Genomic DNA, 14,984 nt, shown 5'->3' on the forward strand with positions numbered 1-14,984 from the left:
ACGGCCGACGGCGCGGCTGAGCATGCGTCCTGGCTTACGGGAGACCTTCGATCGCGACCCTGTTTACCGAAACCAACCTGCCCGAACCCACTTTCGACGTCGTGATCGTCGGCGGCGGCCATGCGGGCGCGCAGGCGGCGATCGCCTTGCGGCAGGCGAAGTTCACGGGATCGATCGCGATCGTCGGTGAAGAGGATGAGGCGCCGTATGAGCGCCCGCCCTTGTCGAAGGATTATCTGGCCGGCGACAAGCCGTTCGAGCGGCTGCTGATCCGTCCGCGTGCCTTCTGGGCCGAGAAGCAGGTGATGCTGCTGCCCGGGCGACGCGTAGTGGCGGTGGATGCCGAAGCGCGCACCGTGGCGACCGAGGACGAAGAGACGATCGGGTATCGCGACCTGATCTGGGCGGCCGGCGGCGCGCCGCGGCGGTTGACCTGTTCCGGTCACGATCTGGTCGGCGTCCATGCGGTGCGGACCCGCGCCGATGTCGATCGCATGGCGGCGGAACTGGGCGCCACCAGCCGCGTGGTCGTGATCGGCGGCGGCTATATCGGGCTGGAAGCGGCGGCGGTACTGAACAAGCTGGGTAAGCATGTCACGGTGCTGGAGGCGCTCGACCGGGTGCTGGCCCGTGTCGCCGGCGAGCCGCTTTCCCGCTTTTTCGAGGCGGAGCATCGCGCGCGGGGCGTGGACGTGCGGCTAGGCGCGGCCGTCGCCTGCATCGAGGAGGCAGGGGGCCGCGCCGTCGGCGTGCGGCTGGCCGATGGTGAGACGCTGGCGTGCGAGATGGTCGTGGTCGGCGTCGGCATTGTGCCGTCGGTGGCGCCGCTGCTGGCGGCCGGGGCGGCGGGGGGTAACGGCGTACGGGTCGACGCGGCATGCCGTACGACGCTGCCGCACGTCTATGCGGTGGGGGATTGCGCCCTGCATGCCAACGCCTTCGCGGACGGGGCGGAAATCCGGCTGGAATCGGTGCAGAATGCGAACGACCAGGCGGTCGTGGCCGCGCGGGCGATCATGGGGGCGGACGCGCGCTACCATGCGGTGCCGTGGTTCTGGTCCAACCAATACGACCTGCGTCTGCAAACCGTCGGACTGTCGGCGGGCCATGACCAGGCGGTGATGCGCGGCGACCCGGCCACGCGCAGCTTCTCCCTCGTGTACCTGCGGCAGGGGCGGGTGGTCGCGCTCGACTGCGTCAACGCGACCCGCGACTATGTGCAGGGGCGCGCTATGGTCCTGGCCGGCGCCACGACCCCGCCGGAGCGGCTGGGCGATGCGACCATCCCGCTGAAGGAGATGGGCTGACGCGATCCTCACGGTCCCAGCGCGATCCGGCTGTTGAACTGCTGCGCCCGAGGGAACGCCGGGACGCATCCTGCGCTCTACCAGAGCCGGGCGATGATGCCGGCAAGGAGCGATGACATGGCCGAGCAGAAGAGTGCGATCCTCTACCGGATGATCCTTCCCGATCACACCTGCCCGTTCGGCGTCCGCGCCAAGCAGATGCTGGAGGACGCAGGCTACACGGTGGACGACCGCATCCTTTCGTCGCGTGAAGAGGTCGACGCCTTCAAGCAGGAGCATGGCGTCGCAACGACGCCGCAGATCGTCATCGATGGCGAGCCGATCGGCGGCAGCGACGACCTGGAACGGTTCCTGGCGGCATGAGCCAGGCAGTTGGGACGTCAGCTTCGGGATTGTCCCGGCCGGTTGCGGCAGGCCTGGTACTCGGCGTGCTGGGGATCAGCGCCCTTGTCGGCCGCCGCAACGCGCCCGACCGACAGCATCCGGCTATCCGCCGCTGGTACAAGCGGCTGGACAAGCCGTCCTTCACCCCGCCGGACGCCGTGTTCGGCGCGGTGTGGCCGGCGCTGGAGGTGGGGCTGGGCATCGGTGGATACCGCCTGCTGCGCCGACCCGCCGCCCCGCTGCGCAACGTCACGGTCGGCCTGTGGCTCGTCAATGCCGGGATGATCGGCGGGTGGACCACGCTGTTCTTCCGCGAGCGCGAGCTGGGCGCCAGTGCGGCTGCGTCGGGTGCGATGATCGCGACGGGCGCCGGCTATGCCGTCGCCGCGGCCAAGGTCGACCGACCGGCCGCCGCGCTGGCGGTGCCGTTCGTTGCATGGCTCGGCTTCGCGACAGTGCTGGCGGAACAGCTATGGGTTCGAAACACCGACAAGGATCACGTGGCGGCATAGCCCACCGGCCCCGTCGGGGCGGCGACGCCCGCGGAGGCAGCCGCGCCCTCTGAAGGCGACGCGGCCGGGGTCGATCCTTTGCCTCAGGCGGTACCGCCGACCGGCGGGACGCCCAATCTCGGGATGTCGATGGCGGGGCAGCGATCCATCACGACCTGCAACCCTGCCGCTTCCGCCCGAGCCGCGGCGTCGTGGTTGACGACGCCCAACTGCATCCAGACGGCCTTTGCACCCACGGCGATCGCCTCATCCACCGCCTCCCCGGCGGCCTCCGGGCGACGAAAGATGTCGACGATGTCGATCGGGTCGCCCAGTTGGTGCAGGTCGCGAAACACGAACTCGCCGTGGACATGCTCGCCCGTGATCTGCGGATTGACCGGAATGACCCGGTACCCATGCCGCTGAAGGAACGCCATGACCCCGTAGGAGGGGCGGCTGGGCCGGTCCGACGCCCCGACCATGGCGATGGTCCGCGCCCCCGCCAGCAGCGCCTTTATGTCTTCGTCCCGGGTCAGCGGCATGGCAACTCTCCGATAGGTCACAAGCTGAACGCGCGCGCGAAAAGGCGGTTCAAACCGGTTCGCGGGGCGTACCGTATGGAGCGTTTCTGAAGACGTGGGTCCGCAGATCGGGGCGGAGAAAGGCGTGAGCTACTCGCCAGACTTTTGCTGCGCCCCTTGTCATCGATCGCGGCCATGCGTCAGCTTGACGTCATTGCGAAAGCGCATCGGGCGCGTTGCGCGCAGAAGCGGTGCACTTCCCACAAAGTGATCGCGTCTACTGTTATGCGTCAGGCGACGAAGTACGCTGTCGCCACCGCCTCAATGATCCGCCAGCCACGCCGCGACATGCTCTGCAATGGGCGCGAAGACCGGATCGGCCGGGTCGCTGGCCGGGGGGCGGCCTGCGTCGGATGCCGTGCGGATCGCGATCAACAGCGGAACGCGGCCCAGGAAGGGCAGACCCAGGCGCTGCGCCTCCGCCTCCGCGCCGCCGCGGCCGAACGGATCGGACACTTCGCCGCAATGGGGACAGGCATAGCCAGACATGTTTTCCACCAACCCGATGACCGGCACGCCCGCCTTTGCGAACAGGTCGATCGCACGGGTCGCGTCGATCAGGGCCAGGTCCTGCGGCGTCGACACGATCACCGCGCCGGCCGGGCGGTGCTTCTGGATCATGGTCAATTGTACGTCGCCGGTGCCGGGTGGCAGGTCGACCACCAGCGTGTCGGTCGCGCCCCAGTCGGCGTCGACCAGCTGGCCCAGCGCGCCCGCGGTCATCGGCCCACGCCACGCGATCGCGCGGCCCGGCTCGACCAATTGTCCCATCGACAGCATCGGTACGCCATAGGGGGTGGGGACGGGGTCCAGCTTGCCATCGCGGGCGGTCGGCCGCTCCCCCTCGGCGGACATCAGCCTGGGTTGAGAGGGGCCGTAGATGTCGGCATCGACCAGTCCGGTGCGCCGACCCATGCGCGACAGGGCGATCGCCAGGTTCGCGGCCACCGTGGACTTGCCGACACCGCCCTTGCCCGATGCGACCGCGATTAGCCGGCGGGTGGCGCGTTCGGCGGTCATTACCACCCGGACCTCCGCACCCGGAACGCTGGCGGCGGCGCGTACCGATGCCTCCAGCGCGTCGCGGGCCTGCGGGTCCAGGCCGGTCGCGTCGACCACCACGCCGACGCGGTCGCCCTCTACGCGGACGGTCGCGCGCGGGCCTGCGACTGCCGCAACCGCGCCCTCAATCTGCCTTCGATCGATCATGGCAGGGGCGCATACGCCCGGCACGCGCGCTTGGCACTGTTTTTGTGCCGGGGCCGTTCCTATAGAGGGCCCATGACGATGCTGACCGGCTGGCGGACCCGCGCCGCCAATCTTCCGCCCATCCTGAACGCCGAAGAGCCGAAGGGGCCGTGGGGCGGCGGTTCCGGTGGAGAAGACGGCGGCGCCGGCCCACGCAATCCGTGGGCGGTCCCGCCCGGCGGGAGGCGTCCAGCCTCTGCGAAGCCGACCGCGCTGGATGAGCTGTTGAAGCGCGCGCGCGGCGGCAATGGTGGCGGCGGTGGCGGTTTCGGCGGCATGCCCGGCGGCGGAAGCGCTCGGGCGCTGTGGGGGAGCGGCGCAGCCCTGATCGCGGGGTTGTGGATCGTGTTCACCGCCGTCCATGCGATCGGCCCGCAGCAGCGCGGTGTCGTGACCTATCTGGGCGCCTATGCCGGCACGCTGGACCCAGGCATCCGGGTGACGCTGCCCGCGCCCTTCGCCACCGTCCGCAAGCTGGACGTGCAGAAGATCCGCACCGACAATTTCCCGGTGGGCGATGCGGAGAACCTGATGCTGACCGGCGACCGCAACGTGGTCGACCTTGCCTATGCGGTGCGGTGGGACATCGCCAATCCGCAGGACTTCGTATTCGAGCTGGCCGACCCGCAGCAGACGGTGCGCGATGCCGCCGAAAGCGCGATGCGCCAGGTGCTGGCCACGACCACCTTCCAACAGGCGACCGGCGTGGGGCGCACGGTGGTCGAGACCCGCGTCGCCGAGGTGACGCAGGAAATCTTGAACAGCTACAAATCGGGCGTCCGCATCCAGGGCGTCTCGATCAAGCAGGCATCGGCGCCGGCGCGCATCATCGACGACTTCAACGCAGTCACTGCGGCGCAGCAGGAGGCGGTCGCCAACCTCAACAACGCGCAATCCTACGCCGGTCAGGTCGTGGCGCGCGCAGAGGGTGAGGCGGCGCAGTTCAACAAGGTGTACGAGCAGTACCGGCTGGCGCCCGAGGTGACCCGCCGTCGCATGTATTACGAGACCATGGAGGCGGTGCTGGCGCGCAGCGACAAGACGGTGGTGGAGACGCCCGGCGTCACCCCGTACCTGCCGTTGAAGCGGGCGACCCCCTTGCCCCCGCCACCCGAACAACAGGCGATGCCCCAGGCGGGAGGCGGCCAGTGAACGCCATGACCCTGCGCAACCCGGTCTTCGTCGGCATCGCCGCGCTGTTGCTGGTGATCATTGCCGCCGCGACCTTTGCGATCGTGCCCGAAACGCAACAGGCGGTGATCCTGCGTTTCGAACAGCCGGTCGCCACCGTGAACCGCTACCAGCCGAACCAGCCGTTCGGTCGCACGGGTGCGGGGCTGATCGCGCGTCTGCCGTTCATCGACAAGATCGTATGGGTGGACAAGCGGGTGCTGGACCTGGACCTGGAGGATACGCCCGTCCTGTCGACTGACCAGCTGCGCGTGAATGTCGACGCCTTTGCGCGGTTCCGTATCGTAGACCCGCTGCGCATGGTGGTCACCGCCGGGTCCGAGGAAGGGGTGGAGGCGCAGTTGCGGCCGATCTTCGGCTCCGCGCTGCGTAACGAGCTGGGCAAGCGGCGGTTCGCGGACCTGCTCAGCCCGGAACGTGCGCAGCTGATGGACAACATCCAGACCCGCTTGAACGCGCAGGCGGGCAAGTACGGCGTCGAGATCGTCGATGTCCGCATCAAGCGCGCCGATCTGCCCAGCGGACCGCCGCTGGACAGCGCGCTGACCGCGATGCGGACGCAGCGCCAGCAGGAAGCGAACACCATCCGCGCGCAGGGTCAGCGTAATGCCCAGATCCTTCGCGCCGATGCCGATGCCAATGCGGCCCGTATCTACGCCGACGCGTTCGGCAAGGATGCGCAGTTCTACGACTTCTACCGCGCGATGCAGTCGTACCGGCACACGTTCGGCGCCGATGGCGGCCCGGCACCGGCCGGATCGACCAGCTTCGTGCTCGGTCCCGACAACGCCTATCTGAAGGAATTCTCGGGGCGGAGCCGATAAAAGGGGTGGCGTTGCACCCACACCATGCCCACCTTCGTTGTCGCGGGCCGGGTGATCGGCCACATTCAAACGGCGTTCAGCAAGACTGCGTGAGTAGTCGCCGAAACTGAACGCTTTGCTGAGAGGAATTCATTCCCTTGCGTAACGCCCACGCCATTACCGGTGCCCTTCTTCTCGGCGGAGCGACGGCCGCCCTCGCGCTGCAGCCCGCGCCGCCGCAAACGGCGCAGAACGATCCCGGCCAGATCGCGGCCGCTGTGCCGCGCGCAGGCGCGCCGAACAGCTTTGCCGATCTAGTGGCGAAGTTGCAGCCGGCGGTGGTCAACATCTCCACCACGCAAAAGATCACGCAGCAGCAGCCGGCCAATCCGTTCGCGGGCACCCCGTTCGGCGACCTGTTCGGCCAGCAGTTCGGCGGCGGCGGTGGCGCACCGGTGACGCGTGAGGCGCAGTCGCTGGGGTCGGGCTTCCTGATCTCCGCCGACGGCTATGTGGTTACCAACAACCACGTCATCGCGCCGGGTGCGCGCGGCGCCAGCGTCGAGTCGATCACCGTTACGCTGCAGGACCGCAAGGAATACAAGGCGAAGCTTATCGGTCGCGACCCGGCGTCCGATCTTGCGCTGCTGAAGATCGAGGCCGCGAACCTTCCGTTCGTGCGGCTGGGCGACTCTACCCGTGCGCGTGTCGGCGACTGGGTGGTCGCGATCGGCCAGCCGTTCGGCCTGGGCGGCACCGTGACCGCCGGCATAGTCTCCGCCGTGCATCGCCAGACCGGCCAGGCCGGGCCGTTCGACACGTTCATCCAGACCGACGCCGCCATCAACCAGGGCAACAGCGGCGGCCCGATGTTCAACATGCAGGGCGACGTGATCGGCATCAACAGCCAGATCTTCTCTCAGTCGGGCGGCAATATCGGCATCGGCTTCGCGATCCCCGCATCCGAGGCGCGGCCGATCATCGACAAGCTGCGCGCGGGGCAGAAGATCCAGCGCGGGTATCTGGGCGTCGGCATCCGCCCGGTCGATGGCGACATCGCCGCCGCTCTGGGCATCCAGAAGAACCAGGGCGAGATCATCGGCACGATCGAGCCGACCGGTCCGGCGGCGAAGAGCGGTCTGCGCGTCGGCGACGTGGTGACCCGCGTCGGCGGCAAGGACGTGACGCCCGACACGACGCTGTCGTCGCTGGTCGCGAACACCACGCCCGGCTCCAATGTCCGGCTCGACGTTCTGCGCGACGGCAAGCCGCAGGCGGTCAACGTGACGGTCGGCACGCGTCCGGCAGAGGATCAGCTGGCTGCGGCGCAGGGCAGTGACGATGGTTTCGGCGGCGATGACGACGACAGCGGCTCGTCGCAGCAGCAGGCGCAGCCCTCGTCCAGCGCGATCGGCATCTCGGTCCAGCCGCTGACCCCCGCGATCGCGCGGCAGGTCGGCGTCGATTCGACGGTGCAGGGCGTGGTGGTCAACCAGGTCGATCCGTCGAGCGATGCGGGCCAGAAGCTGAAGCGTGGCGATGTGATCCAGTCGGTCAACTCGGTGCCGGTGCGTACCGCCGCCGATGTGGCGCGCGCCGTCGCGGCGGCGAAGTCTTCGGGCCGGCCGCAGGTACTGCTGCTGGTCAACCGGGGTCGGGGCAATGCCGGCTTCATTCCGGTGAAGATCAAGTAAGCCGGGCCGGAGGGTCGCTATTTCGAGAATGTGTCGGGCCGTCGCGATCATGTCGCGGCGGCCCTTCGCTTTTCAGGGTCAGCTTGACGGCCTCGAGCGCTTGTGCCGGCCATAGGTCGACAGCCCAGGGTGCCGGGGGTGAGCGGCCGCGCTTGACGACGGCGGTTCGCGGGCAGAACCCTCGCCACATCAAAGAGGATGGGGCGCTGGGCGCCCGAGGCTCGGCTTGGCGTTCTCGACCTGCGCCATCGGGCACTTGATTAGCGGCGGCACGGGCTCATCATGGACAGGAAGGAGGAAGAGGGACGATGGCGAACGGCATCCTGATCGGCGCGGGGGCGAATGGTACCGATCCGCAATATCTCGACCTGACCCGCGCCAATCGCCACGGGCTGATCGCGGGGGCGACGGGCACCGGCAAGACGGTGACCTTGCAACGCATCGTGGAGGGGTTTTCGGCGGCGGGCGTGCCGTGCTTCGTAGCCGATGTGAAGGGTGACCTGTCCGGCTTGGCAATGGCAGGCTCCGCGACCGCGCGGACGCACGATGCGTTCGCCGCGCGCGCTGCGACGATCGGCGACTCGGGCTGGCGCTATGCCGGCGCACCGGTCCAGTTGTGGGACCTGTTTGGTCAGCAGGGTCATCCCATCCGCACGACCGTGACGGAGATGGGGCCGCTGTTGCTGTCCCGACTGCTCGACCTGTCGGACGCGCAGGAGGGGGTTCTGGCGATCGCCTTTCACGTCGCCGATAAGGAGGGTCTGCCGCTGATCGACCTGGACGATCTGCAGGCGATGCTGGCCGATGTCGCGAACCGCGCGGGTGAGCTGACCACGACCTATGGCAATGTGTCCAAGCAGTCGGTCGGTGCGATCCAGCGCGCGCTGCTGCAATTGCGCGGGCAGGGGGCCGAGCATTTCTTCGGAGAGCCGGCGCTGGAGATGAAGGATTTCCTCAGCCTCGATGACAAGGGCCGCGGGGTCGTCAACCTGCTCGCCGCCGACAAGCTGATGGCCAGCCCGCAGCTTTATGCGACCTTCCTGCTGTGGCTGCTCAGTGAGTTGTTCGAGGAACTGCCCGAGGTCGGCGACTCCGACAAGCCGAAGCTGTGCTTCTTCTTCGACGAGGCGCACCTGTTGTTCGATGGGGCACCCGACGCGCTGCTCGACAAGGTGGAACAGGTGGTGCGGCTGATCCGGTCGAAGGGGGTTGGCGTGTACTTCATCACGCAGAACCCGCTCGACATTCCGGACAAGGTGGCGGGGCAGCTGGGCAACCGGGTTCAGCATGCCCTGCGCGCGTTCACGCCGCGCGATCAGGCGGCGGTGCGCGCGGCGGCGGAGACGTTTCGCCCAAGGCCGGGCCTGGACGTCGCCGCGGCGATCACCGAACTGGCGGTGGGCGAGGCGCTGGTCTCCCTGCTTCAGCCCGACGGCGCGCCCGCGCCAGTATCGCGCACGCTGATCGCGCCCCCGTCCAGCCGCGTCGGTCCGATCACGACGGACGAACGGCGCGTGCTGATCGACACGGACGCGGTCGGCACGAAGTACGACACGCTCGTCGATCGCGAGTCGGCGGAGGAGATGCTGGCCGCCAAGACCAGCGAAGCCGCTGCCGCCGTCGCGGAGGCGAAGGCGGGCGACGCCGCGACCAAGGCGGCTGCGGCGCAGGCGAAGGAGGATGCGCGGGCGGAGCGGGCACGGATCGCGGTGGAACGCGGCGTCGCCCGCGCCGAGGCGGCGGAGCAGGCGCGCCAGCGTGAGGCGGATCGCGCCGCAGCCAACTCCCCCTGGGCGAAGGTGGCGACCAGCGCGGCGCGGGCGGCGAGTTCGTCGCTGGGGCGACAGGTCGCCAACGAGATCGGGCGAGAGGTGCTGGGCACCGGCAGCCGCCGCAGGTCGTCGGCATCGGGCGGGGCGGGCGGCCTGATCGGCACCGTCGCCCGCTCGATCCTAGGCAACCTGCTGCGCGGGCGTTAGGATCGTCGGCTGTAACAAGGGACGCATACGATGGGCCAGGATTTCGACACCGACTGGACGGCCGTGGGGGAAGCGGCCCTGGCGGACACGGTGGCGCTGCGCCGCGCGATTCATGCCGATCCGGAGATCGGCCTGCACTGCCCACGGACCACGGAAAAGGTGAAGACTGCGCTGGCCGGCCTGCCGCTGGAGATCCGCGACGGGTCCTCCACCACGGGCTTCGTCGCGATCCTGCGCGGCGGGCGTGCGGCGGCGTCGGGGCAGGGCGGCAACGGCCGCACGGTGCTGCTGCGCGGCGATATGGATGCGCTGCCGCTGACAGAGGAGACGGGGCTGCCGTTTGCCAGCCGGACGGCGGGCGCGATGCACGCCTGTGGTCATGACACGCATACCGCGATGCTGGTCGGCGCGGCCAAGGCGCTGTGCGCGCGCGCCGAGGAGCTGCCCGGCACGATCGTCTTCATGTTCCAGCCGGGCGAGGAGGGGTATCACGGCGCGCGGTTCATGATGGAGGACGGCTTGCTGGCCGATCCGGCGCCCGAAGCCGCCTTTGCCCTGCACGTTTCGCCCAACATGTCGGCCGGTACCGTGGTGACCCGGCCCGGCCCGCTGCTCGCCTCGGCCAACACCGTGCATGCGCGGATCATCGGCCGGGGCGGCCACGCCGCGATGCCGCACGAGAATATCGATCCCTTGCCGATCGCGTGCGAGATCGTCACGGCGCTGCAGACGTTCATCGCCCGGCGCGTGCCGGTGGAGGACCCGGCGGTGCTGTCGATCACGCGGCTGATGGCTGATGGTGGTGCGCACAACATCATTCCCGACACCTGCGAGCTGCTCGGCACCCTTCGCACACTGTCGGAGCCGACCAGCGCGCTGATGTTCGACGCGTTCGAGCGGATCGTCACCAACATCGCCGTCGCGCACGGCGCCCGGGCCGAGGCGTGGATCGACGACGGCTATCCAGTGACCATGAACGATCCGCGTGCGGTCGCGGTGATGCGCGGCTGTGCGGAGGCCTTGGGCGGGGCAGAGGGGTTCAGCGTCATGCGTTCGCCCATGATGGGCGGGGAGGACTTCTCCTACGTGCTGCGCGAGGTTCCCGGTGCGATGGCGTTCATCGGGGCCGCCCCGGCCGGCACCGACCCCGCGACGAACCCGCCGCTGCATAACACGCGCATGACCGTCGAGGAGAAAGTCATGGCACGCGGAATCGCCATGCATTGCGCGGTGGCGGAGCGGTACCTGGCGAACGGATTCGACTGAGCGGCGGTTTACGCCGCCGCGCGGTTGGCCACCAGACGGGTCAGCTGCGCGGCGGTATAGGGCTTCCGCAGAAGCTGTGCACCGGCCGGCAGGTTTAGCGCGTCGGGATCGCTCGCCCCGGTGATGACGAACAGCTTGATGTCCGGCCAGCGGCGCTGCACCTCATGCGCCAAGCCGATGCCATCCATGCCGCCGGGCATCGCGATATCGGTCGCCAACATGCCGATGTCGCCGTCCTGTTCCAGCAAGGACAGCGCCTCGTCCGCAGATGCGGCGGCATGAACCTGACAGCCGGCATTCTCGAACAGCAGCCGCGCGTTCAGCAGCAGCAGAAAGTCGTCTTCCACGACGAGGACAGAACGCGGATTGCGAGGCATGTGCTTTCAACGGCTTGGGCGAAGCCCTCGTTCCGCGAAAAGCGCATCAGCCGCCGGATTCGCCGCGATCCTGGCCCGTCCTGCCGCGCTGCTGCTCCACCAATGCGATCGCCTTTGCCACCGACGCCTCGATCGACAGGAAGCTGCTGTCGAGCAGTGCGGCGTCTTCCGCCATTACCAGCGGCGCGGCCGACCGCCCGGAATCGCGCGCGTCGCGAGCGCGGATGTCGGCCAGCACCTTGTCGAAGCTGACCGTGGAGCCATGGCCCTGAAGTTCGGCATGACGACGGCGGGCGCGGATTTGCGGCGTGGCCTTCACGAACAGCTTCGCATCCGCATCGGGCGCGATCACCGTGCCGATGTCGCGGCCGTCCAGCACGGCACCGCCGTCCTGATGCGCGAACCGCTTCTGCCGGGCGAGCAGGGCGGCGCGAACCAGAGGATGCGCCGACACGATCGATGCCAGCTGCCCCACCTCGTCGCTGCGCAGCACGGGATCGGCCAGGGTCAGCTCATCGAAATCGCATGCGGCGACCGCGTCCGCTTCTTCCGCGGGGTCCAGCTCCATGCGGCGAACCGTGGCCGCCACGGCCCGGTACAGCAGCCCGGTGTCCAGATGCGGCAGGTTGTAATGCCTGGCCAGCGCCTTCGCCACCGTCCCCTTGCCGCTGGCGGCGGGTCCATCGACCGCGATAATCATGCATCGTGCCTTTCCAGCCATCCGCGCAGGATGCCGATCGTCTCTGCCGGGCGGTCGCCGAAGATGTTGTGCGCCGCCCCTGGCACAGTCGCCAGCTCCGCGCCGGGAACCCGTGCCGCGAACCCGGCGAGCGTGGCGGCGCGCGCCTCATCATATTGCCCGCCCAGGAACAGCGTGCGTAAGCCGTCCAGCCGTGCGAGCAGCGGTTCCCCGTCATAGTCCTTCAGGGTGCCGGCCGCGACGAACTCGCTGCTGCCCCACATGCCGCGATACATCGCGCCGTTGCCACCGCGACCGCCGCGTGCATAGCGGCGCTCCGCCTCCGGTGCCGGTTCCCGTCCGTTGAAGGCCGCGTAGAAGGCGCGGGTGCCCGCCGCGCAACGCTGGGCTGGCTCGGGCGCGACGTCGCAGCTGGCCAGATCGGCCTGCGTTGTCGCCGGCAACTCGCGGCGCAGGGTGTCCGCGTCGGCGATCCAGCTTCTGGTGGAGATCAGCGGGCTGGCCAGGATCAGGCCCGCGAGCGCCTCCGGTCGGCGGGCGCCATATTCCAGCGCCACCGTGCCGCCCCAGCTGTGCCCCAACACGTGCCAGCGCGCGATGCCCAGCGCCTTGCGGATTTCATCCAGCTCGTCGGTGAATGCCGGCACCGTCCAGGTGCGGCGATCGTCCGGCCAGTCTGACCGCCCGGTTCCCAATTGGTCGTACAGGATCACGGCACGCTGGTCGCTGAGCGCCAGCGCGTCGAGCAGATAATCGTGCGTGCCGCCGGGCCCGCCATGGATCAGCACCAGCGGCGGGCGCGCGCCGGTCAGCGGCCCGTTGGAGCGAACATACAGGCGGCCGCCCGGCACCGGCACGCGCCATTCCTGCGCCGGATCGGGATAGGCCGCCGGCCCCGGTCCGCGCCGCTGCGCCCAGGCAGGCAGCGCCCAGCCGGCGGCGAGGCCGGCGAGCAGGTGCCTGCGCCCGATCAGCACGATGCGCCGAGCGAGCGGAGCAGATCGAGGAAGTTGGGAAAGCTGGTCGCGATCGGCGCCCGGTCGTCGACGGTGATCGGCCGGCCGGCATGCAGGCCCGCGACGGCGAAGCTCATCGCGATGCGGTGATCCAGGCGCGATGCGATGGTGGCACCGCCGGCAAAGGGCTCGCCGCCGCGGCCCTCGATCACCAGACCGTCGGGCAGTTCCTCCAGCGTCACGCCGATCGCGCGCAGGCCCGCCACCATGGTCGTGATGCGATCCGATTCCTTGACGCGCAACTCCTCGATCCCGGTGATGCGGCTGGTGCCGGTCGCCAGCGCGGCGGCGATGAACAGCACCGGAAACTCGTCGATCATCGACGGTGCGTCGGCGGGATCGGGGTCGCAGGCGATCAGGTCCGTGTGGCGCACGCGCAGGTCGGCCACCGGCTCGCCACCGACGATGCGCGCGTCCATCTCCTCGATCGACGCACCCATCCGCCTGAGTAACCGGAACAGCCCGGCGCGGGTCGGATTGAGGCCGACGTTGCGGATCACCACGTCGCTGCCCGGCACGATGCTGGCCGCGACCGCAAAGAACGCGGCGGAGGAGGGGTCTCCCGGTACCGCGATCGATTGCGGCCGCAGTTCCGCCTGGCCGGTCAGCCGGATGACGCGGCCGGCGTCGCTCTGTTCCACCGATAGCTCCGCACCGAAGCCGGCCAGCATGCGCTCGCTATGGTCGCGCGTCGCCACCGGTTCGATCACGGTGGTGACGCCAGGCGTGTTGAGGCCGGCGAGCAGCACCGCCGACTTCACCTGGGCGGAGGCGACCGGCAGGGTGTAGGTGATCGGCACGGCCGGCGCGATGCCGCGCACCATCAATGGCAGCGTGCCGCCGGGGCTGGCGGTGATGTCCGCGCCCATCTGCGACAGGGGTGCGATGACACGCCCCATCGGCCGACCCGACAGCGACGCGTCGCCGGTGAACGTCGCGGTGATCGCGTGGCTGGCGACCAATCCCATCAGCAGGCGGGTGGAGGTGCCCGAATTGCCCATGTCCAGGGCGCCGGCCGGTTGCAGCAGGCCGCCGACGCCGACGCCGTCGACCTGCCATTCCCCGGGCCCCGATCGCTCCGCCCGCGCGCCCATCGCGCGCATCGCGGCGGCGGTGGCGAGGACATCCTCCCCCTCCAGCAGGCCGGTGATATGGCTGGTGCCGACCGCTAGTGCGGACAGCATCAGGGCGCGGTGGCTGATCGACTTGTCGCCGGGCACCGCAATGGTGCCGCGGAGCGGGCCGCCGGTGGTGGCGGTCAGGGGCTGGGGGCTGGCATCGTGCATGGGCAGGGCGAGCTTTTGACAGCGCCCTTGCGCTATGGCAAGGCGCGCCCCAATTCGCGGGGGAAGGGCATTGCCCCTCTCTCCAGAACCGACCCGAAAGGCTTTAGGCGGCATGATCCAGCCGGAATGGGGCACGAAGCGCACGTGCCCAAAATGCGCGACGCGTTTCTATGACCTGCAGAAGGACGATCCCGTCACCTGCATCAACTGCGGTTATGGCTGGGAGCCGGAGCCGATCCTGAAGTCCAAGCAGCCGCTCGCGTTCGAGGCGGTGAAGGCCGATTCGCAAAAGCCCGACCGCGATCTGGAAGGGGACGATGAGGATCTGGCGATCGCCGACGAGGACGAAGAGCCCTCGGCCGACGACGAGGTCGATCTGGGTGGCGACGACGATCTCGGCGTCGAGGCGCCGAGCAACGACGACGAGCATTGATCCGTCCACGCGGTTGATTGAAAATCGGCAAGCGGTCACGAAAAGGCCGCTTGCCAACGGCGCACACCCCGGTTAGGGGACGCGCCTTCCCGACGGATGGGGCCGTAGCTCAGCTGGGAGAGCGTCGCAATGGCATTGCGAAGGTCAGGGGTTCGATCCCCCTCGGCTCCACCATTCGTACTAGGCCGTTGAAAACACGGCAAAGTATTGGGAAACATAGGGTTTTTA

Annotated in this window: 15 protein-coding genes and 1 tRNA gene; 10 read left to right on the top strand and 6 right to left on the bottom strand. The window is 69.1% G+C overall.

Features of this window, described 5'->3' with window-relative positions; genetic code table 11:
* Nucleotides 1-101 precede the first annotated feature (101 nt).
* From BMX37_RS09280 to BMX37_RS09290, 3 genes are all read left to right on the top strand, one after another.
* Nucleotides 102-1,307, top strand: coding sequence for an NAD(P)/FAD-dependent oxidoreductase (locus BMX37_RS09280; protein ID WP_244501500.1), 1,206 nt, complete (start codon nucleotides 102-104; stop codon nucleotides 1,305-1,307).
* A 117-nt stretch (nucleotides 1,308-1,424) separates the two neighbouring features.
* Nucleotides 1,425-1,670: a glutaredoxin domain-containing protein gene (locus BMX37_RS09285; protein WP_093665648.1), complete on the top strand. Its 246-nt coding sequence runs from the start codon at nucleotides 1,425-1,427 to the stop codon at nucleotides 1,668-1,670.
* Nucleotides 1,667-2,203, top strand: coding sequence for a TspO/MBR family protein (locus tag BMX37_RS09290; RefSeq protein ID WP_093665469.1), 537 nt, complete (start codon nucleotides 1,667-1,669; stop codon nucleotides 2,201-2,203). The genes BMX37_RS09285 and BMX37_RS09290 overlap by 4 nt, the downstream gene beginning before the upstream one ends.
* Nucleotides 2,204-2,286: 83 nt before the next feature.
* Here BMX37_RS09290 and BMX37_RS09295 read toward each other — a convergent pair whose 3' ends face one another.
* Together BMX37_RS09295 and BMX37_RS09300 are read right to left on the bottom strand one after the other, a co-directional pair.
* Nucleotides 2,287-2,724 carry a CoA-binding protein gene (locus tag BMX37_RS09295; protein ID WP_093665470.1) on the bottom strand — a complete coding sequence of 146 codons (438 nt, stop codon included), beginning with the start codon at nucleotides 2,722-2,724 and terminating at the stop codon, nucleotides 2,287-2,289.
* 300 nt (nucleotides 2,725-3,024) lie between these two features.
* On the bottom strand, nucleotides 3,025-3,972 hold the full coding sequence (locus BMX37_RS09300; RefSeq protein ID WP_093665471.1) for an Mrp/NBP35 family ATP-binding protein: 948 nt from the start codon (nucleotides 3,970-3,972) through the stop codon (nucleotides 3,025-3,027).
* A 72-nt stretch (nucleotides 3,973-4,044) separates the two neighbouring features.
* Between BMX37_RS09300 and hflK the strand changes: the two genes are divergently transcribed.
* The 5 genes from hflK to BMX37_RS09325 all read left to right on the top strand — a co-directional run bounded on the left by hflK (nucleotide 4,045) and on the right by BMX37_RS09325 (nucleotide 10,944).
* Nucleotides 4,045-5,163, top strand: a complete 1,119-nt coding sequence (gene hflK / locus BMX37_RS09305; protein ID WP_093665472.1) for a protease modulator HflK — start codon at nucleotides 4,045-4,047, stop codon at nucleotides 5,161-5,163.
* A gap of 5 nt (nucleotides 5,164-5,168) precedes the next feature.
* Nucleotides 5,169-6,026 (top strand): protease modulator HflC, encoded by an 858-nt coding sequence (hflC, locus tag BMX37_RS09310; protein WP_093665649.1) that lies wholly within the window; start codon nucleotides 5,169-5,171, stop codon nucleotides 6,024-6,026.
* A 137-nt stretch (nucleotides 6,027-6,163) separates the two neighbouring features.
* Nucleotides 6,164-7,699 (top strand): Do family serine endopeptidase, encoded by a 1,536-nt coding sequence (locus BMX37_RS09315; protein ID WP_093665473.1) that lies wholly within the window; start codon nucleotides 6,164-6,166, stop codon nucleotides 7,697-7,699.
* Nucleotides 7,700-8,007: 308 nt separating this feature from the next.
* On the top strand, nucleotides 8,008-9,678 hold the full coding sequence (locus BMX37_RS09320) for a helicase HerA-like domain-containing protein (RefSeq protein WP_093665474.1): 1,671 nt from the start codon (nucleotides 8,008-8,010) through the stop codon (nucleotides 9,676-9,678).
* 30 nt (nucleotides 9,679-9,708) lie between these two features.
* A complete protein-coding gene (locus BMX37_RS09325; RefSeq protein WP_093665475.1) occupies nucleotides 9,709-10,944 on the top strand; it encodes a M20 metallopeptidase family protein in 1,236 nt (411 codons plus the stop codon).
* Nucleotides 10,945-10,952: 8 nt separating this feature from the next.
* Here BMX37_RS09325 and BMX37_RS09330 read toward each other — a convergent pair whose 3' ends face one another.
* Genes BMX37_RS09330 through aroA form a run of 4 tightly spaced genes read right to left on the bottom strand, consistent with a single transcriptional unit; the run spans nucleotide 10,953 to nucleotide 14,323 of the window.
* Nucleotides 10,953-11,321 (bottom strand): response regulator, encoded by a 369-nt coding sequence (locus tag BMX37_RS09330; RefSeq protein WP_093665476.1) that lies wholly within the window; start codon nucleotides 11,319-11,321, stop codon nucleotides 10,953-10,955.
* A 46-nt stretch (nucleotides 11,322-11,367) separates the two neighbouring features.
* A complete protein-coding gene (locus BMX37_RS09335) occupies nucleotides 11,368-12,021 on the bottom strand; it encodes a (d)CMP kinase (protein ID WP_093665477.1) in 654 nt (217 codons plus the stop codon).
* Complete coding sequence (locus BMX37_RS09340) at nucleotides 12,018-12,998, bottom strand: proline iminopeptidase-family hydrolase (RefSeq protein ID WP_244501501.1); 981 nt, start codon at nucleotides 12,996-12,998, stop codon at nucleotides 12,018-12,020. Before BMX37_RS09340 ends, BMX37_RS09335 begins: the two co-directional genes overlap by 4 nt.
* On the bottom strand, nucleotides 12,992-14,323 hold the full coding sequence (gene aroA / locus BMX37_RS09345) for a 3-phosphoshikimate 1-carboxyvinyltransferase (RefSeq protein WP_093665478.1): 1,332 nt from the start codon (nucleotides 14,321-14,323) through the stop codon (nucleotides 12,992-12,994). The genes BMX37_RS09340 and aroA overlap by 7 nt, the downstream gene beginning before the upstream one ends.
* A 112-nt stretch (nucleotides 14,324-14,435) precedes the next feature.
* On the opposite strand from aroA, the gene BMX37_RS09350 reads away from it, so the two are divergent.
* Together BMX37_RS09350 and BMX37_RS09355 are read left to right on the top strand one after the other, a co-directional pair.
* Nucleotides 14,436-14,756 (top strand): TIGR02300 family protein, encoded by a 321-nt coding sequence (locus tag BMX37_RS09350; protein WP_093665479.1) that lies wholly within the window; start codon nucleotides 14,436-14,438, stop codon nucleotides 14,754-14,756.
* A 98-nt stretch (nucleotides 14,757-14,854) separates the two neighbouring features.
* Nucleotides 14,855-14,930: transfer RNA gene (locus tag BMX37_RS09355), tRNA-Ala, on the top strand.
* The last annotated feature ends 54 nt before the right edge of the window (nucleotides 14,931-14,984 follow it).

Source organism: Sphingomonas gellani, assembly GCF_900110035.1.
Taxonomy (GTDB): Bacteria; Pseudomonadota; Alphaproteobacteria; order Sphingomonadales; family Sphingomonadaceae; genus Sphingomonas; species Sphingomonas gellani.